The sequence below is a fragment of the Priestia aryabhattai genome (assembly GCF_023715685.1).
In the GTDB taxonomy this organism is placed as follows: Bacteria; Bacillota; Bacilli; order Bacillales; family Bacillaceae_H; genus Priestia; species Priestia aryabhattai_B.
In genome coordinates this window covers 457360-475499 of record NZ_JAMBOQ010000004.1, presented here as the reverse complement: position 1 = coordinate 475499, position 18140 = coordinate 457360, and the positions used below count along the sequence as shown (strand labels likewise).

Annotated in this window: 23 protein-coding genes; 6 read left to right on the top strand and 17 right to left on the bottom strand. The window is 35.9% G+C overall.

The genetic code is table 11. The annotated features are described in order from the left end of the window. Positions 1 to 691: 691 nt before the first annotated feature. Positions 692 to 859: a hypothetical protein gene (locus tag M3225_RS21015; protein WP_161553935.1), complete on the bottom strand. Its 168-nt coding sequence runs from the start codon at positions 857 to 859 to the stop codon at positions 692 to 694. Between the two features lie 108 nt (positions 860 to 967). Continuing rightward, positions 968 to 1357 carry a hypothetical protein gene (locus M3225_RS21010; protein WP_251396844.1) on the bottom strand — a complete coding sequence of 130 codons (390 nt, stop codon included), beginning with the start codon at positions 1355 to 1357 and terminating at the stop codon, positions 968 to 970. A gap of 238 nt (positions 1358 to 1595) precedes the next feature. Between M3225_RS21010 and M3225_RS21005 the strand changes: the two genes are divergently transcribed. Continuing rightward, positions 1596 to 1835 carry a hypothetical protein gene (locus M3225_RS21005; protein WP_251396841.1) on the top strand — a complete coding sequence of 80 codons (240 nt, stop codon included), beginning with the start codon at positions 1596 to 1598 and terminating at the stop codon, positions 1833 to 1835. Positions 1836 to 2030: 195 nt separating this feature from the next. Then, the gene (locus tag M3225_RS21000; protein ID WP_116072331.1) at positions 2031 to 2519 is read left to right on the top strand and encodes a hypothetical protein; all 489 of its coding nucleotides are present in this window, start codon (positions 2031 to 2033) and stop codon (positions 2517 to 2519) included. Positions 2520 to 3762: 1243 nt separating this feature from the next. On the opposite strand, the gene M3225_RS20995 is transcribed toward M3225_RS21000, so the two are convergent. From M3225_RS20995 to M3225_RS20980, 4 genes are all read right to left on the bottom strand, one after another. Then, complete coding sequence (locus M3225_RS20995; protein ID WP_251396838.1) at positions 3763 to 3933, bottom strand: hypothetical protein; 171 nt, start codon at positions 3931 to 3933, stop codon at positions 3763 to 3765. A gap of 186 nt (positions 3934 to 4119) precedes the next feature. Then, entirely contained in the window at positions 4120 to 4458 is a 339-nt protein-coding gene (locus M3225_RS20990; RefSeq protein WP_251396834.1) for a hypothetical protein, read from the bottom strand. Between the two features lie 349 nt (positions 4459 to 4807). Further along, entirely contained in the window at positions 4808 to 5404 is a 597-nt protein-coding gene (locus tag M3225_RS20985) for a tyrosine-type recombinase/integrase (RefSeq protein ID WP_251396832.1), read from the bottom strand. A gap of 237 nt (positions 5405 to 5641) precedes the next feature. Beyond that, positions 5642 to 6748 carry an alpha/beta hydrolase gene (locus M3225_RS20980; protein WP_285885838.1) on the bottom strand — a complete coding sequence of 369 codons (1107 nt, stop codon included), beginning with the start codon at positions 6746 to 6748 and terminating at the stop codon, positions 5642 to 5644. Between the two features lie 2 nt (positions 6749 to 6750). Here M3225_RS20980 and M3225_RS20975 point away from each other — a divergent pair, with 2 nt between their 5' ends. Then, positions 6751 to 7026, top strand: coding sequence for a hypothetical protein (locus M3225_RS20975; RefSeq protein WP_176528288.1), 276 nt, complete (start codon positions 6751 to 6753; stop codon positions 7024 to 7026). Between the two features lie 33 nt (positions 7027 to 7059). Here the strand turns inward: M3225_RS20975 and M3225_RS20970 are convergent, their stop codons facing one another. From M3225_RS20970 to M3225_RS20960, 3 genes are all read right to left on the bottom strand, one after another. Next, complete coding sequence (locus M3225_RS20970; protein ID WP_251396830.1) at positions 7060 to 7908, bottom strand: YihY/virulence factor BrkB family protein; 849 nt, start codon at positions 7906 to 7908, stop codon at positions 7060 to 7062. A 188-nt stretch (positions 7909 to 8096) separates the two neighbouring features. Beyond that, the gene (locus tag M3225_RS20965; RefSeq protein ID WP_013056997.1) at positions 8097 to 8300 is read right to left on the bottom strand and encodes an alpha/beta-type small acid-soluble spore protein; all 204 of its coding nucleotides are present in this window, start codon (positions 8298 to 8300) and stop codon (positions 8097 to 8099) included. A 129-nt stretch (positions 8301 to 8429) separates the two neighbouring features. After that, complete coding sequence (locus M3225_RS20960; RefSeq protein WP_251396828.1) at positions 8430 to 9290, bottom strand: dimethylarginine dimethylaminohydrolase family protein; 861 nt, start codon at positions 9288 to 9290, stop codon at positions 8430 to 8432. A gap of 207 nt (positions 9291 to 9497) precedes the next feature. Here M3225_RS20960 and M3225_RS20955 point away from each other — a divergent pair, with 207 nt between their 5' ends. Further along, a complete protein-coding gene (locus tag M3225_RS20955; RefSeq protein ID WP_251396826.1) occupies positions 9498 to 9893 on the top strand; it encodes a hypothetical protein in 396 nt (131 codons plus the stop codon). Continuing rightward, positions 9847 to 10851 (top strand): MMPL family transporter, encoded by a 1005-nt coding sequence (locus M3225_RS20950; RefSeq protein ID WP_251396825.1) that lies wholly within the window; start codon positions 9847 to 9849, stop codon positions 10849 to 10851. Before M3225_RS20955 ends, M3225_RS20950 begins: the two co-directional genes overlap by 47 nt. Before the next feature lie 44 nt (positions 10852 to 10895). Here the strand turns inward: M3225_RS20950 and M3225_RS20945 are convergent, their stop codons facing one another. The 3 genes from M3225_RS20945 to M3225_RS20935 all read right to left on the bottom strand — a co-directional run bounded on the left by M3225_RS20945 (position 10896) and on the right by M3225_RS20935 (position 12395). Continuing rightward, positions 10896 to 11195, bottom strand: a complete 300-nt coding sequence (locus M3225_RS20945) for a YxcD family protein (RefSeq protein ID WP_013056994.1) — start codon at positions 11193 to 11195, stop codon at positions 10896 to 10898. Further along, a complete protein-coding gene (locus M3225_RS20940) occupies positions 11183 to 11638 on the bottom strand; it encodes a hypothetical protein (protein WP_043982395.1) in 456 nt (151 codons plus the stop codon). Before M3225_RS20940 ends, M3225_RS20945 begins: the two co-directional genes overlap by 13 nt. Positions 11639 to 11885: 247 nt before the next feature. Further along, a complete protein-coding gene (locus M3225_RS20935) occupies positions 11886 to 12395 on the bottom strand; it encodes a DUF3189 family protein (RefSeq protein ID WP_251396823.1) in 510 nt (169 codons plus the stop codon). A 452-nt stretch (positions 12396 to 12847) separates the two neighbouring features. Between M3225_RS20935 and M3225_RS20930 the strand changes: the two genes are divergently transcribed. Continuing rightward, on the top strand, positions 12848 to 13453 hold the full coding sequence (locus M3225_RS20930) for an RraA family protein (RefSeq protein WP_251396821.1): 606 nt from the start codon (positions 12848 to 12850) through the stop codon (positions 13451 to 13453). A 22-nt stretch (positions 13454 to 13475) separates the two neighbouring features. Here the strand turns inward: M3225_RS20930 and M3225_RS20925 are convergent, their stop codons facing one another. From M3225_RS20925 to proC, 5 genes are all read right to left on the bottom strand, one after another. After that, complete coding sequence (locus M3225_RS20925; protein WP_251396819.1) at positions 13476 to 13838, bottom strand: VOC family protein; 363 nt, start codon at positions 13836 to 13838, stop codon at positions 13476 to 13478. A 38-nt stretch (positions 13839 to 13876) separates the two neighbouring features. Further along, on the bottom strand, positions 13877 to 14074 hold the full coding sequence (locus M3225_RS20920; RefSeq protein ID WP_013056990.1) for a cold-shock protein: 198 nt from the start codon (positions 14072 to 14074) through the stop codon (positions 13877 to 13879). Positions 14075 to 14437: 363 nt separating this feature from the next. Further along, positions 14438 to 15700 carry a glutamate-5-semialdehyde dehydrogenase gene (locus M3225_RS20915; protein ID WP_251396817.1) on the bottom strand — a complete coding sequence of 421 codons (1263 nt, stop codon included), beginning with the start codon at positions 15698 to 15700 and terminating at the stop codon, positions 14438 to 14440. Between the two features lie 114 nt (positions 15701 to 15814). Continuing rightward, entirely contained in the window at positions 15815 to 16921 is a 1107-nt protein-coding gene (gene proB / locus M3225_RS20910) for a glutamate 5-kinase (RefSeq protein WP_251396814.1), read from the bottom strand. A 94-nt stretch (positions 16922 to 17015) separates the two neighbouring features. Beyond that, a complete protein-coding gene (gene proC, locus M3225_RS20905) occupies positions 17016 to 17858 on the bottom strand; it encodes a pyrroline-5-carboxylate reductase (protein WP_251396809.1) in 843 nt (280 codons plus the stop codon). Positions 17859 to 18140 lie beyond the last annotated feature (282 nt).

Below are 18140 nucleotides of genomic sequence, written 5' to 3'. Positions count from 1 at the left end.
CTTTATATGAATATTGCTTATTGATGTAGAAATCTACAGCTTTTAACTTTGTTTCAAGTGTGTGTTTTGACATAAAAAACTGCACCTCCAATTATTAGTTTTTGTCTAACAATTGGGGTGCAGTTCAGCTACAGTAGATTTTCTTTAGACTATTCATAGTACACAATGAGACATTGCGAATGAATACCTCGTGGTGTCATATATAGCTTATACAAAACACGTTGGTGTATACAAAGTAAATTTAGGAAATAATTATCTATAGATTGAATAGTTGTCTTCTAATTTTATTCCATTAACGTTAAACGACACAGAAATATTAGCTCTAATTTAGTCAATATGTAGTGAAGTTCTAGGCTCTCACATCGACCAAAAAAAAGTGTTCTGAAGTATGCTAATACTGTTAGGATTTTCTTTTGTTAATTTCTAATGAGGTAACTGACTATAGATAGTGAGCTTTTTTAAGAATACATGATAGCAAGAAAACAAAAATTGAGCTTTAATAGCACGTCGAAAATTCTCACTTGAGCATTGCACAATGTAGGACTTTACGCCATTTTCCTCTACAACATTTAGTACTTTAAAATCAAACTGAATTTTCATTCTCTAACCGCCGACTTTCTACCTAATAATTTTTACAAAAAATGTAATAACCCTTCTCTATATATTACTAAAAGAATATTTTTAGCTGTCATTAATCAATATAACTTTTAGCTGCTCTATCCGAAAAATCATAAGCTCCAACTAACCATAATCTCATTTCATGCCTTTGCTCATCAGTTAACTCTATGTTCGTATCTTCTGGAACGTCTTCATATTCAACATTTCCCTCTAACAACTGTTCGAAGAGTACTTGATTCATTAATATTAGCTCCATTCTTAATAATGATTTTATGTTTCAGCATATTAACTTTTACAAAATAAAAAGCCACTCTAAATGAGTGACTTAAACTTATAAAAATATTAACTTTTACTTCAGCTCTACAAGTAAATAACTTAGTGCCTTATCTAATGCTTCAGGTATAGTTTCAACCTCTTCAATCAACTTTGAACCAGTTTTTAGTTGATAAGCTAAACCTGTATCAAAAATTTTAATTCCACCAGCAACTTGATTGTTAGATTTTAAAACTTTACTCAAACTCAATATAGAGCCTTGAATTTTTAAAAAAACTGAACAATCTGGAAATGAAATTTTGCTTTCCTCTTTAATAAATTCAACTTCTGGTTGTTGGTTTTCATTTAATTTTACATTTAACATGTCAATAAAAGAATCAATGACACTTTGAACCGATACCAATTCGAAATGTTTTCCTGAAACTTTAGAAACATAAGCATCCATCCAGTTTTTACTTTTCCCCATTAGTATTCCCACCTTTTGTGTAGACTATTTTATTCTACAAAAGGCTAGTTATTCTCACTTTTTTAAATATTAATCAATTTTCAAGGTTCTTTCCGACATAGGTAAATCCGAATCCAACTTATGAAGTTATAATAATAATAACCTCGCCTATTTCTCTAGCCCGTCTATACATAATTGACAGGCTAAACATATGTTAGTGTATATTCTATTTTCTTCATCGATGAAAGGATGAGAACGTATGGTAGCTAAAATCAATTCACTTACGATTGGTAACATTTCTGGAGGAACTTTTATTTTTGGAAATGTAAATCAAGTGTGTCCCGTTACAAGTACAGAATCCAATTCACAAACAGGTTCGGGATCAAATTCACGTTCAAATGCAACTCCAGTATCAGGTTCTCAAAACAGTTCTCCTCCAATCCCACCTAGTTCACCAACTACTCCGACACCTAATTCAGAGAGTGGAAATACACTGTAAGAAACAGTGAGAATTCCTCTCTGTTTTTTGCATGTTAAGCAAGGATCATGGCTATATAACCATCTCCTTCTCTAGATAAAAAGACTCGAATTAAGACGTTGTTTCCTTGATTTTATTAACTATATCTATGATGTTCTAATTTAACATCATTATTAGTATTATTTATTGTAATTGAGCTTGAAGGAGATGATATGAGTGATTGAATATACAGGCTGGAAATTTCACGATGACTATACAGAAATTTATGGTAGAAACTACTTAATTCATCATGCTGGCTCAATGTTGGTGCCAGTTTCAAGAATAAAAGGCTTAACTCATGACAATGTTTTGTCTGAAGAAAAGTTAAATCGTCTTCTTAAATCAATTGAAACTCACGGATATGTAACAACCGGTTCATCTCATGTTGATATTAATCTAACGTTATTTCCTAACGGTGAATTTTGCGTTGATGCTGGTGGTAATCATAGACCGTATTTAGCAAAAAAGCTCGGTATAACTATTATTAGAGCAGTTGTAGATGTGTGCATTCCACTTAACCTTTTAACAGAAGAACAAATTCAATATTTTGAATCTATAGGTTCTTACGATTTACCTAATAGCCCAGAATTAAAAGATGTAGCATATGCCCTAGAACTAATGCCTAGCCAACAACTTGCTAAACAAACTATAATTCATATTCAATAAGCACCTAATAGGTGCTTATTTTTTATTAGCTAAAATAATAAATATACTGACGAATATATCAGAATCCTTTAATTTATATCGTTCAGAAAGTCATAAGTTTTAGACAGAGATAAACCGTTTTAAAATGTATACTTATATGGGCTATTTTAAGTAGTTAGTGCTCATAAAAGCAACAATATTATCCCCATGATACAAGCGAGCTCTTTGATACAATAAGGGAGTTCGCTTATATTTTTAGTTATTGTGGAACAACTATAACTTTTAGCCCATGCCAGGGAATCCACCCATACCTCCATGTCTATCAAAACTTTGTCTTATGCTATCCATATTATCTCTCCTTCAAATAGGTTACAGTCTAGACTATGTAGAATCAGTAATAAGGCATAGACATATACCTATTCCCCCAAAAAAATAATGAAATCCCCAAAAATTTATTACTTATATTTATTAGATAACGTATTGGATTAAAGAGTAACAATATCATAATTGCTACATATTTATATACCCCACACTTTTAACGCCTTCATCACATCATCATTTTCACCTGGTGGTCAATTGTTTCGGTGATATTGAGCAGCAAGTGACACAACACTTACTGTTCTTTTTTATTTAAGTTATTTAAGTAAATAATTTGTCGTCATTTCATCACAATAAATAAGTTCAACCTAAATTAACCTTGAATGACTAACTTAAGTTGAACTTATTAAAATAAAAAAGCACCTTCGAAAGGATGCTCTTTTTTTCACAAAATAATTTCGTAAGAGTACAAATCGCTATATCTTCGTTCTAAATCACCGAATTGAATAGTACTATTTAGTTCTTTACCTTTTTGGATTAATTCAAGCAGATTACCTTATCCAATAAAGCCTGATCCCTCTTGAATTGGAACTTCTATTACCATACCGTCTTTAAACTTCACCAAGATTTTCACTAGAATCACCTAAAATCTAAGTTAGGTTCATTACAAACTACAAGAGTTAACTCCAATTGTTATTCAACAGTTTACCTACAGTTTAGTTGCTGATTGTTCCCTTAGTCCAAACTCTTTGATATACTTAGTGAACCAATTTTTGAAGAAGCCATGGGTTTTGGAGTTAATCTCTTAGAATCTATTAGCAAATGCAAGCATACTAAGAGAGATAAAAGCTGAGGTGGTTACCTAGGTCTTGATTGAGTTAATAAAAACGGAGGATTAACAATCAATAAAAAATAACCACTCCAACTTAGGAATGGTTATTTTTATTTATACATGTAACTGTTGATCTACCAATCTTTTTACTTTCTCGTATGCTTTGACTTCACCCTGATAAAAGCATGCACTATTCCAATCTTCTCTTTTCTCCGCATCTTTTCGCCACGCCTCAGATTGTTCTATTAACTTATCGATGTAATTAATAAACTTTTTCCTCTCCATTCCCCCGCCTACTCTCATTTAAATTGGAAATATTTACACAAATACTTGATAAGTAATATTTCTAGAATTCGGTGAGAATACCTGTTGGAATTTGTGACATTTCATTGAACTGTTGATAGATAATAAAAATTCTCTCCAATAAAGGAGGTCATTTTTATTATCTATAGTTACTAACGAGAATGAATTTTAAGATGAATGACTCATTTGCGATAATGCTGGAAGAAAAGGTGTAATAACGGTCATATGATTAGCTGCACTAGTTATAAATTTTGTATAAGCTTGATTATTATTTGTCCCCTGAGTCTGTTCCATTTCATTTACGACTTCTCTAATAGCTTGTCTTTCTTCTTCATCAACTAAATTTTCCTTTAGAGCTTTTCTAATATCATCAAACAAATCCTCTGAGTTAGCATTAACTATATTTATAGATTGGTCAGTTGAGTTATTATTTACTCTTGAATTGTTACCGTTTAAATAATAATAAGTCACATTTTGTTGGTTTTCTCTTCTTTTCTTCTTTCCCATCACATTCTGCGTTAGTGAGATAGTACGCTTTTAATTGAAAAGATTTAGATCGTATTATATCCGTTTTTGTATCCTTAATATAAAAAGGTTCTTAGATTGCATTCCTTTTATCCAGTCTCCTGCTCGCCCATCCATTGCTCAATATGATTATTAAATTCTTTCACATCTTTAAAATTCGATAAATGTTTAAATTGCTCAATATTAATATTACCTGATTTCACTTCAGATTCCCCAAAAATTATGATTCTAGAGTGCAGCAAACACACTTATATTTAATTAGTATTGATTGTTATTTGATACACCACTTAGAGGGAAATGGTTGCAGCCGTTGCCCTCTTTATTTTTTGTCTTATTTTGAATTGCGTTTAATAACCTTCTCCTTTTGTTCTTCAATGAGATTTATGGCATTAAACTTTTCGTGCTCATTCCTAACTTTTTCATCAAGCCCATGTGAATAAACACTAGCTGTGGTAACAAGGTTGCTATGACCTAATAGCTGCTGTAGCACACGTATATTACCTGATTGCCTAAGAAACATCTCCAAACCTGTATGCCTCCACAAGTGAGAATGAATCCTTTTATTAATACCTACATTCTTTAAAATCTTTTCTAAATGTGCTCTAAATGTAGAAGGACGCAATCTTTTACCATCGTTAGTGAGAAAAATATATTCACTATTAAATAAGTCATCATTGGCCACAATGAGTTCTTGTAATAACCTTGCTGTTTTCTTTGAAATAGATACAATCCTGAACTTCTTTGATTTTGTATTTTGAAAAGTTACTGACCTCTTATCAAAATCAACATCTTGTTTCTTCAGGTGTAGGGTTTCATCTACCCTTCCTAATGTGTCGAGCAACGCATGTAAAAGCACATATGATCTAAATTGAGTGTAATAACTTTTATTAAAAGCATTAAAAATTCGTTTTATTTCATCTACAGTCAATGTTTCAACCTTATATTTTTGGAACTTCACATTTCTAATTTCATTGAATACGTTCTCTGATAAAACTCCCTCACGTTTTAAGATATTAAAAGCAGCACGTGTCTTTTGAAGGTAGGTATTAACGCTAGATGGCTTTACTCCTTTTCGAGCAACCTGCTTAAAGCGACTACTTGCATCAGACTTTTCGTGAAGCAACCAATGTTTATATGGTTTATGACATTAATATATCTTTGCACCTTAAATAGAATCAAATACTTGACGCAGTTGAGCTGCGCTTTTATTGATTGCCTGCTGAGCTAGTGGGACAAATTCATGAAACCCAAAAAACCCGTGAATCATTGTTTCATAATTTTCATAGGTGACTGGAACACCGTGATTTTTTAATGTGTCCGCGTAGTCTTTTCCGCTATCTCTTAGAGGATCATATTGTGCTGTAATAATGGTAGCGCTTGGTAGACTCGATAGGTCTTCTAGTAATACCGGAGCGTTATAGGGATGCTGTTCTTCTTCTTTATTATTTAAGTACTGAAGGCGAAACCAATTCATTAGATCTTTTGAAAGAAAATATCCTTCGGCGTTTTCTTTCATAGATGCAGGGTGCTGATTTTTAAATCCTACAGACGGATAAATAAGCAGCTGATGAACAATGGATGGACCTTGTCTTTCTTTTGCTAAAATGCTTACAACCGCAGCAAGGTTACCACCGGCGCTATCCCCTCCAACGGCAATTTTGTTTGAATCGATATTTAATTGAGACGCGTGAGCTGAAATCCAATCCAAGGCATCATAGGCATCATTTACTCCAGCGGGAAATTTGTACTCAGGAGCAAGGCGGTAATCAACAGACACCACAATACAGTTTGATTCATTTGCATACGATCTGCATATGGAGTCATGACTATCCAAGCTTCCTAATACCCAGCCTCCTCCGTGGTAATAAACAAGAGCAGGAAATGGCCCTGTTCCTTCAGGTTCATACACTCGTATAGTGAGCGTGCGTTCATTTAATTCAATTTCTTTATTATATACTTTTTTAACTGCTTCTTTGGAAGGAGTTAAAGACATCTTTTCCATTTCTCTCAGCTGCGGGGGTGTAACGTCCTCTAAAGAAGGACGGGGCATTTCATTATACTGATTTAGAAATATTTGAATATGCGGATCTAAAGGCATTCTTCTCTCTCCTTTCAGGATAACTCTATATGTAATGATGAATGAAATTTCAGAAAAAATCCAATATATTGTCTTCTCAGCAAGCTTTTGTTTGTTTTTATTAAAAATGGGTATAACAATTAAATAAAGAGGATGATATTCGTATATATTGTAATACGTACAAAGGAGGCACAACGATGATTATTGTGTATATAAGCTTAGCTGTTGTTTTGGCATCACTTGCGTATCTTATTTACGTAGGCGTATCATTTAATAAAAAAATCAAGCCAACTGTGAACTCTGTAAATGCCACTTCTCAACATCTTCAAAACGAAACTGATCATATCAAAGAAAAAACAAATCATTTAAAAGTAACACAAGCAGCTATTAAAACCGATGTACAGTACAAAAAAGATTCGGTCAAATATACAGCCAACTCATTTAAACAGCTTGTTAATAGCTTTAAACGTTAAAAAAGGAAACCTCTATAAAGGTTTCCTTTTTTATTACATAGCTTGAGACGTATCTTTAGGAGGCGCAGACGTTTTGTTTCGGTGATAAATAGCGTTAATCTCTCCTCCAATAACTAGAATTAACCCCGTTAAAAATAGCCAAAGCATCAGAACAATAACGCCTCCTAAGCTTCCATACGTAGCAGAATAATTGCCAAAGTTGCTTACGTAAAATGAGAACCCTAAAGATGTCAGCTGCCATAACAGCGTAGCAGCGAGTGCTCCGGGCCATACATGGGCAAAAGGAAACGTTTTGTTTGGAGCTAATCTATATAATACGGATAAAACAAGTACCATAATGCCGACACCAATAATCCAGCGTAAAATATTTAAAACCACTGTTGTACCTGAAGGAAGAGAAAGCCATTCGCTTATCCAATTTAACAAAATTCCTCCAAATACCGGCAATAGAAGCGATACAACAATTGTTATGATTAGTCCAATCGTTAAAAGAATGGACAAACCTCTTACTTTAATAAACGAGCGCTGTTCTTTCACGTCGTAGGCTTGGTTCATCGCTCGGATAAAGGCGTTCATACCGTTTGAAGCGGACCAAATGGTTCCTAAAATACCTACAGTCAGTAACCCGCCGTTTGGTTGGCTTACAAATTGAGCTACGTTATCTTTAAAGATTGCAGCCGTTTCTCCCGGCATAACGCTTTGAAGGACACCGATTGCCTCTTCTGGTTTAATAGATAAATACGGAACAATCGATATCAGTAAAATAAGCATAGGGAACAATGATAGCATATAATAATAGGCTTGCTCAGCCGCTAGTCCCGTTGCTTGGTCTTCTTGAATTTCTTTACCAAGACTTTTTCCAAATGATAATAGCTTTTTCATGATAAACCTCTACTTTCTCTTTTTTTGTTCTTTTCCCATTTTATGCACTTTTCAACCTTGAAAGTGGAGAATTTCAAGCAAAATCTCAAATCAAACGACCAAGAGAAAGTAGAGTTATGTTTCCCACACAAAAAAGTTCCAGCTCAAAAGAGCCAGAACTTTTCATCAGAGTGTTTATGTAGAGCAGACTAGCGAATGTGTCCTTGTGCACCACTTAATTGCTGTTGCGCCATTGCAACAAGATGCTTCGTCATTTCTCCACCAACAGATCCATTCGCACGAGCCGTTTGTTCAGCGCCAAGCTGAACGTTAAGTCTTCCTGCAATTTCCGTTTTTAATTGATCAAGAAGCTGTTCAGCACCTTGAACTAAAATAGGATTACGATTTGCCATGTTTATCACTCCTTTCTTTCAAAAGCTTATATAGGTTAATGTTCCTTTCACTTGAAATTTTATACAACATCCTTCAAAAAAAAAGATCCCTGGCTATCGCCGAGATCTTTTTTTCTTTTTAAGCTTTTTTTACACTCGTTCAAGAGGCATTGTGCAGCAGCGGAAAGAACCACCGGATTTAATAATTTCAGATATATCAACTTCAATTACTTTATATCCTCGTTTCCTTAACTCCTCATTCACTTCTGTATTCATTGGTAGGCTAATCACCCGTTGATTACCAACTGATAATACATTAGTTCCCATCGTAAACTGCTCTTTTTTCGTTACTTCAATTAAGTCATATTTCATGCGAAGTAAATTTAATTCTTTCTCATGTAAAGCTGGTGAAAACACTAGCGCTTCTGTAGGTGATAAAATATTTAACACACAATCGAGATGAAGATAAGACCGATCAATAGGAATAGGAACAACCTCATACGTTGGAAGCAGCCCTTGGATATGCTGCACGCCTTCTTTACTTGTACGATCACTGAGCGCAATAAAAATAGCTTGTCCATCAATCAGCACATCTCCACCTTCAATAGGATGATCCGGTACCTGATGGAAAGGAATACCTTGCTGCTGCAGCCACTCTGCTAGCACTTGTTCTTCTCCACTTCGAATTTCACTGCCCATTTTCGTGACAATAATGGTATCTCCCAACGTATAGCCAATATCCCGCGTAAATACTTGTTCTGGAAATGGTTCTTGTGCAGATAGCCCGATGACTTCCACTCCTTCCTTTTGAAGGCATTCGACAAATTGACGGTGCTGCTTTGAAGCCAAGCTCTCATCAATATTTTCATCCGCATAATGCTTTTGTGTTTCATTAATAATTTCTTCAATTTTCATATATGTAGGTGGGCAAACAATCACACGTTTTAATGTATCATACTCATTTTTACACCCATAACTATTCGTCATTTTAGCTGGCTGTTTCATTTGCATCTTTTTTAATCCCCCTTCGTGCATTTATGTACAGTGTTCCCTAAATCGCCTGAAACATAAACACGATTTTGCTGAGGAAACAACCCTGCGCCTCTATATAAAAAGCTTTTTCATGCAAGAAAAACAAAAAAAACCAATACTTCTTCTAATTACAATAACTGTTAGTATAAAATAGTCTAGTAACTGTACAAAAAATTGGAGGTTACTATGAATAAAGTAGCGAACGCATTATATGCGAGCAGGAAAATTTTATTAATACTGTGGATGATCCTAATTGTCGGATTTGGCTTTTATGCAGCTAAGCTTCCTTCTGTGCTAGGAGGAAACGGATTTGAAATGAAAGGAATGTATAAAGATACCGAGCAACTTTTAGTTAATAAATTTGATGTTAGCGAATCTCAGATCATCGTTTTGTTTGAAAAAAAAGACGGAGTTTCTGACCGAAAATTCCAGCAAACAATCGCTCAATATATGCAAAAAGCGAAGAACAAATCAGACGCTTCGAAAGTCGACATACCAACGGCTTCTAACAAGATGATAAAAGGAAACAAAGCGTATGGAATTATCCACTTTAATCACGATGAACGATACGTTTATAAATAGCAACACAGCAGACGTGTATTTTGTGTTAGAAGATAAGCAAGCTATGCTGAATGAAAAGCCTTTAAATAATGCCTTTACTTTTATAAAGCAATTAAAAGAAGATTCGTTAGTTAAGCAAGTCGATTCTATTTCTAACGCTTTAAACGTAAAATCAAGTGATCAGCTGCAAGCTATGCTGGAAAATCCCCAGATAAGCGCACAGACAAAGCCAGCTGTAGATTCGTTCATTAACGGACATTATATGCTAATAAAAGCTACGCTAGATACATACCAAAATTCAGATCAAGCGAAAGATTTTGTTCGAAAATGGAAAGACAAACGTTCACCTTTCACCGTTCATATTGGCGGCTATCCAAAATTCGAACAAGAAATATTCGATGAAATTTATGAAAAAGCTCCGTATGGTTTGGCTCTTGTTTTATTTTCAACGTATGTCATTTTAATGATTGCTTTTCGTTCTGTCCTCATTCCTTTAAAAGCTATCATTATGAATATTTTAAGCTTAACAGCCACGTTTGGCTTACTTGTATGGCTGTTTCAAAATGGACATTTAGGTCTTACCCAATCCAATATTGCTTTAGTGCTGCCAGTCTTTGTTTTCGGCCTTGTATTTGGGCTTAGCATGGACTACGAAGTCTTTTTGATTTCGCGCATTCACGAAGTGTATCATCAAACTAATGATAATAATATAGCAACGGTAGAAGGGTTAGCTTCTACTAGTAAAATCATTACGAGCGCTGCTTTAATTATGATTGTAATTACAGGAGCCTTTGCTTTTACAGACGTAACACCTGTTAAACAAATGGGTGTAGGAATTGCCTTAGCTATATTTATCGATGCAACGATTGTCAGAATGCTTCTTGTCCCTTCTCTTATGAAATTGCTTGGAGATGCCAACTGGTGGTTTTTTACTAAAAAACGCGATAAGTCCAGTTCCAACGAACAGTTAAAATCATAATAAAAAACCCGCTCAAGTGAGCGGGTTTTGCATTGAAGACTCGTTTATCGACTTAATTTAGCAAAAGCAATAATGCCTTCTTCATCGTCTAATTCCAGTTCTAGTCCTGCTGCGTATGGGTCTACGTTCATTTCCGTATCCAGCCAAAAGCGCAGCGCTTCAATAATGTTCAGAGTAATATGAACCTGCTTACGATCATGCACGTATGACTCTGCTGAAAAACCGTAGTCATCATCATACATTAGCTCAATCTCTACTTCTTGAGGTTGAACTTGTTTTTTTTCTGCGATATACAGGCACATCGCATTGATAATATCTTGTTCAGAAATTTTTATTGTCTCCAAGATTTCACTTCCTCATTTTTACGCTTGTTGCTACGTACGCTTTGGAATAACTTTACTACAAGAAGAATTAAAGCTACAATCACAAGCATGTTTACCATAAAGCCTAAAATCGGTCCTAATGGTCCTAAGCTAGATAGTAAGCTTCCAAATAATAAGCCCGCAATCCCTCCCATTAAAAGACCTTTCATTAAACCACCGCGCTTTGAGCTAGCCGCTGTACTTTTAGATGATGAGTTTTTAGACGTATTATTTTGCTTAACCGAGTTGTTGTTATTGTTTTTAAATAAGCTTGATTGGTTATTGCTTCCGCTGTCAAAAGAGCGCTTTCCTGATTTATACCCTTTTGCACTTGCTACGTTTGAACCGTCATGAATAAGTGATCCACCGACTGGTGAAAACACAACCGCTAATGCGATAAATGCGGCCAATAATTTTTTTACCATTTCTTTCCCTCCACTAAATGACTAACGTCACATATGTTTTTTCATATATGATTTCCATATATGTTCCTACGTTTCATCATACCAAAAGGTTTCACTTTTTTATATAAAAATGCATCAAGCTCCATTAAATGTTCACAGGATTAAACATTTAGACGTGTTTCGTATGTATATGAGATCATTTAGGTATAAATCAGAGACGTTCATAAAACTAACAAAAGTCCTTCATCTTCATTAAATATAGCTTATTTTACACTTCGCCGAAAACATTATCTAAAATTTCTATTTTTGAGGCAGTGACTTTTGCAGAATTCTTTGTGTGCTCCACTAATTTAATAATGTCTTTATGCGCCTGCTTAGCACCTATTATTAATAAAGGAACACCTATTACATTAATTTTTAACCTTCTTGAAAAGAAACCTCCTAGTGTCATAGATAAAGGTACGGTGGGAGATGTATTGGAAAAAAGTATTTTCGTTTGTAATTCTCCTTTTTTATTTAGCAAATCGGCTAAATCATACATAGCAGGAACTACTACTTTTGAAGACCCTCTCCCTAATGTGTATACTTCATTTTTTTCTTCATCACATCCATGAAAAATTAACTTCCCCATATCCTTAGAAGTCAATTTATTAAAAACATCAATATTTAATATTTCTTTATCAGTTGGTTCTCTATTAACAGGGAGCTTTTTTAGATGGTAAGCAGCTGCCAATGCTGATGAATGTGTGCCTCCGTAGCAGTTATAAATATAAATCATCTTGTCATCTCCTAAATAACTAACTCTCCTTTCATTATGATCAAAATTTCTCTGCTCCATTCTTAGATTTTCCGGAAGGAATTCTGTTCTTTCCCCATTAAAACCCGTACAAAAAACATCCTTGAATACAATTGTTACACTCCACTCTTTACGTCACACAACTACTTCCCTCTTGATTGAGGTTTAAAAAGATTCAAGAAATTCTTGGTAATAGAGACACTCAAACAATAACAATAAAGGATCTATGTACTTATATGACGAATAACATACAGGAAAAAGCGTCTCAAAGATTTAGTGAATGGATGAAATTTGTCTCTGAAAACTTCTAACATTGCACGTTTGTAGTTAATTCGTGGTCAATACTTCATGTTATCTACTTACTCTCTCATAAATAAGAGCTTTCTCTTATATGAATATGTATAGATAGACTACAGTCAAAAAGGAGAGATACGATGTTGAATGAACAGCTGCCATTATCAACAGCAAATTTATCAGATGCAATGGAAGGTGCAAACCACTTAGACTTTTCTATTAAGCCATTGCAGCGCCATTACAAATTATTTGGGCCGGCTCTTACCGTAGATACGCCTGCAGGCAATAATTACTCAGTGCTTGAAGCGATTCGAACAGCGGAGCCTGGAAGTGTACTCGTTATTGATGGAAAAAGCTACTGTAACCGTGCTTTAGCAGGAGACTTTGTGGTAGCAATGGCAAAACTTGTTGGAATAAGCGGTATTGTACTAGATGGTGTTATACGAGATCAGGAAGATATTGAAAAGCTCGACTTTCCCGTATTTTGTAAGGGCTCTACGATCGCAGCAAGCAGCAAAAAAGAAAAAGGAAAAGTAAATGAAACCATTTCCTGCGGGGGCGTGAAGATCTGTCCTGGCGATTTTATTGCAGGTGACGATGGTGGAGTCATTGTAATTCCTAAGGATGAAGTGGAAAAGGTATTAGCAAAAGCGCGGGAAAAGTGGCAAAAAGATAAAGACAGAGAGAAAGAAGTATTAATTAGCAAAGAAACCGTGTATACGTATTTAGATAAAGCCCTAAAATAAAAGACCTCCGCTTGGAGGTCTTTTATTTGTCATATTGTAAAAATTCTAATCGATTTCCGAACGGATCGTGGACAAAAAAACGCTCTCTCCCTGCAATAGGCTCTTCTTCAGAAAGAACGCAGCCTGAATGTGCCAATTTACGTCTAAGCGCCTTGATATCTTCCACGACAAAAGCAGGATGCGCTTTTTTAGCAGGTATGTAGTCATCTTGAATACTGATATGCACTTCTTGAGTCCCACATTGAAACCATATGCCGCCTCTGTTCCTTAAATTTCCCGGCTTAGGAACAGTTTTCATTCCTAAAAGATTTTCATAAAAATTTCTTGCTTCTTGCTCGCATCCTTCTGGACCAAGAAGCTGAACATGATCAATTCCTAGAAACATCCACAAACCCCTTTCAAAAAACGGCTTTCTAAAAGTTATTAATCAATGACTCTAGGATTATGAATAACCTGCAGTTCTTTTACAGCTTGCTTCATTTCGCTTTTGCAAATTGGACAAGTTGGCTGATCTCCGCTTTTAAAGTTATCTCGAACCCAACAATTACACGTATCTGATGTACATTCCCAAACTTTTGTTTCTTCAATAACAGCCGGCTCTAAATTTTTACGATTATACATACACATCGTCTCCTTTAAACAGTACTTTTTAAGTGGATAATAAATGAAGATTAACTTAGCGTGTAAATGTGGTAAATGGTGCAAGATAAAGTGATACTATACATCCGTAAATCAATCTTTGAGGAATACATACGGCGTCTTGAAAGACTAAAATATAAATGAAGTTATAACAAAGCAGATAGCAGTTGCTTTTCTTAAAACAACGGGATAGTCTGAAAAGAACAAAAATGAAGATCACAAAAATTATATATTTTACTATTATAACAGAGTTTATAATTTTTTACAAATCAGCTTCCATTTACTTGTTTTGCTTTTCGTAAAAAGAAAAAAAGCGAGCACATGATTCTGCTCGCTTTTCATTTCTTATCGAGTTTGTCCGTTTCCACTCATAATATATTTAATCGTCGTAAGTGCAGGAAGTCCCATTGGACCGCGTGCATGAAGCTTTTGAGTCGAAATCCCAATTTCAGCTCCAAATCCTAAAGCTCCTCCGTCAGTAAAACGCGTAGATGCATTATGATATAATGCGGCTGCGTCCACTAAAGACATAAAGCGTGAAACGGCTTGTTCATCTTCCGAAATGATGGCTTCAGAGTGTTTTGTGCCATATGTTTCGATGTGGTCAATAGCTTCATCCACACTCTCTACTACTTTCATCGCGATAGCTAAGCGCAAATACTCTTCAGCCCAGTCTTTTTCAGCCGCTGGTTTTGCTTCAGGAATTTCAGCTACTGCTGCTTTGTCACCATACACTTCAATATTATGATCGTTAAATGCTTGAATTAATTCATCTTTATGAGAATCAAGCCAGTTCTTGTGCACAAGAACCGTTTCTGCTGCGTTACACACGGCAGGTCGATCTGTTTTCGCGTTAATCAAAATCGGAATTGCCTTCTTAACATCAGCTTGTTCATCGATATAAATATGGCAATTTCCGACTCCCGTTTCCAACACGGGAACCGTTGCGTTATTGACAACTGCTTGGATCAATGAAGCCCCTCCGCGCGGAATCAGCACGTCAACATGCTCTTTCATTGTAAATAATTCTTGCGTAGCTGCACGATCTGTACTTGAAATAAACTGTACCGCTTCTTTAGGAATTGGAGTTTCATCAAGAGCTTTATGGATAATGTCCACGATAGCTTGGTTAGATGAAATAGCTGAAGAGCCGCCTTTTAACACAATGGCATTTCCAGATTTCAACGCTAGCCCTGTTGCATCTACCGTTACGTTTGGACGTGCTTCATAAATCATTCCGATAACGCCAAGAGGCACGCGTACTTGCTTCACATCTAGACCGTTCTCTAGCGTCCAGCTTGATAGAATATCTCCTGTTGGATCATCTAGCTCAGCAACTTCACGAAGACCGTTTGCAAATTCTTTTACACGTTCCACTGAAAGAGCAAGGCGATCCATCAGCGCTTCGTCAAAACCTTTTTCTTTCCCGTTTTTTAAGTCTACTTCATTTGCTTTTAAAATATACTCCGTGTTGGTTTCAAGTGTAGAAGCAATGGTTAACAGCGCATCGTTTTTTTGTTCTGTTGTTAGTAAACTTAATTGCTTAGCTGCTTTTTTTGCTGAAATAGCTTGTTCTTCTACTGAGTACTTTTCATTTGTTTGTAACACCAAATCACTCCTGGATTCGTTATAGTTTTGTTTGATTTTAAAAGGTGAGGCATAAGAGGTAAAAGCAATCATGCAAAGAAAAGGAAAGGCTCCTTTTCTTTACAGCATGTTTGCTTACAAACCGACCGACACTGGAATTTCTAAGTGACATACCAGACCTTCGCTGTCTACAATCGGTTGATCAATTGGCTCATTCTGTGCAAGTTCATCAGATGAATAGTTTGTCACGCCAAGAGCCAGCTCATTTTCGTCTTTATCTAGAATACGTACAACTGCTCGTTCACTAAAGTGGCCTTTAATATATTTAACATGCTCGCGAAGTAAAGGCTCTTTATCTTCAATAATTGCACGTTTTGCAGTATCTTCGACTACTATTTCCCCTTCAGGACCAGAGTTAAACGCAATCCACTGCTTTTTCTGATTAAGGTTCACAGAATCGTCATCAGATTTAAAATAGGTTCCTGTCGCATCGCCGTCAACCGCTTGTGTTAAAATGTTTGTCACGCCCGCTCTTCCTAAAAATGCTGGAATCCCTGACGCCATAGCGATTTTGAACGCGTCAATTTTCGAGCGCATACCGCCTGTTCCAACTGAACTTCCTGAATCTCCTGCAGATTCTTCGATTTCTTGTGTAATTTCCCCTACATGAGGAACTAATTTCGCATTTGGATCCTGGCGAGGGTCCGCGCTGTATAAACCATCGATATCCGATAAAATAATAAGCAGGTCGGAATCCACTAATCCAGCAACTTTAGCTGAAAGCGTATCATTATCGCCAAATTTTAATCGATTGATGGTTACCGTATCGTTTTCATTGACAATTGGTACAATGCCGCGTTCTAACAGCACATTAATCGTATTCCGTGCATTATTGTAGCGATTTTCATCTGAAAAATCGTCTCTCGTAATTAAGATTTGAGAAGCAACATATCCGTGTGACAGAAATAGTTCCGAATAAGCTTCCATTAACAGTCCTTGACCGATTGACGCAGCTGCTTGTTTTTCAGGTAAAGAGCTAGGTCGTTCTAAACAGCCAAGCTTGCGGTATCCAGCAGCTACAGCTCCTGATGAAACCAATAGCACTTCATGACCGCTGTCTTTTAAGTCTACAACTTGATCCACAAGGCGCTCGAGCTTCCGTCTGCTGATTTCACCGTGCGAACTTGTTAATGAACTACTTCCAATTTTAATTACAACCCGCTTCTTATTGTCGGGACCCATCAAATCACTCCTAGTGTGTTCTTTAAGTTTTCTTGTTTATAATTATTGATTATTTTTTTGTGGTGAGGAATTCACGAAGAAGATAAGTGACGAATTAATTAGTACTTGCCACTTTTTGTAGTTGAGCACTCATTTCTTTTGAACGCTTTGATGCTCCTTTGACTGCTTGCATCATTGCTTCTCCGCCGCCGTGTTTAGCTAAGGCGTCTAAACCAGCTGCTGTTGTACCGTTTGGAGACGTCACATTTTCACGAAGCTCCGTCGGCGTTTCATCTCTTTCCATCATCATTCTTGCTGCACCGTAAATGGTTTGGGCGCCAATTTCACGTGCTAGCTCAGGATTGAGACCTTCTTCTTTAGCTGCTTTTTCTATATGCTCCATAAGGAAATAAAAATAAGCGGGTCCACTTCCGGCAATTCCTGTGAAAATGTCCATTTGAGGCTCATCAATCACGTATACTTTTCCAATTGCAGAAAGCAGTTCTTTTGCTGTTAGCACAGCATCCATTGCAGCATATTGGCCTGGAGATATAGCCGTTGCTGATTGCTGAATCATACTTGATGTATTCGGCATCACTCGAATGACCTGCTGTTCATCATGCAATAACTCTTCCATGTAAGAAGACGAAATCCCTGCAAGAACAGATAGGACAAGCTGATCTTTATTTATTTGAGGCTTTAATTCGTTTAATGCCTCTTCAGCACCTTTTGGCTTCATCGCTAGAATAAAAACGTCAATGTCGTCTGTTTTCAGCTCGCTGCGCTTTACTCCTTTGATACCATATCTATTTTCAAGTTCGTGCAGTCGCGCATCATTGCTTCGATTTGTTACGATAATATTTTCAGCAGGTAATTTCTCTGCACTGACCATACCAGAGATCATCGCTTCTGCCATTGATCCAGCACCTAAAAAAGCAACTTTTTGTTTTTGATCCATCAAATCTCCCCTGTCATTTGTTCGTATTTTTGTTCTCGTTTCTTTCAACGGTTCCTATAGTAACATGCTGAAAAAGAGTGTCAAGTTGAATTTAACCGTTTTTTTCCTTCTTGAGCGTATAACCTTACGCACATGTAAGCGCAAACAAAACTTTTTTAAATAATTTTTTTTGCGAAAAAAACCGATTTTTTTTATAAAAATACGTTTATATAAAGAAAATCGGGGCATACTATATAGTTTGGGCTTTAAAATTTTTTACAAAAAATAGAGGAATTTTGGAAA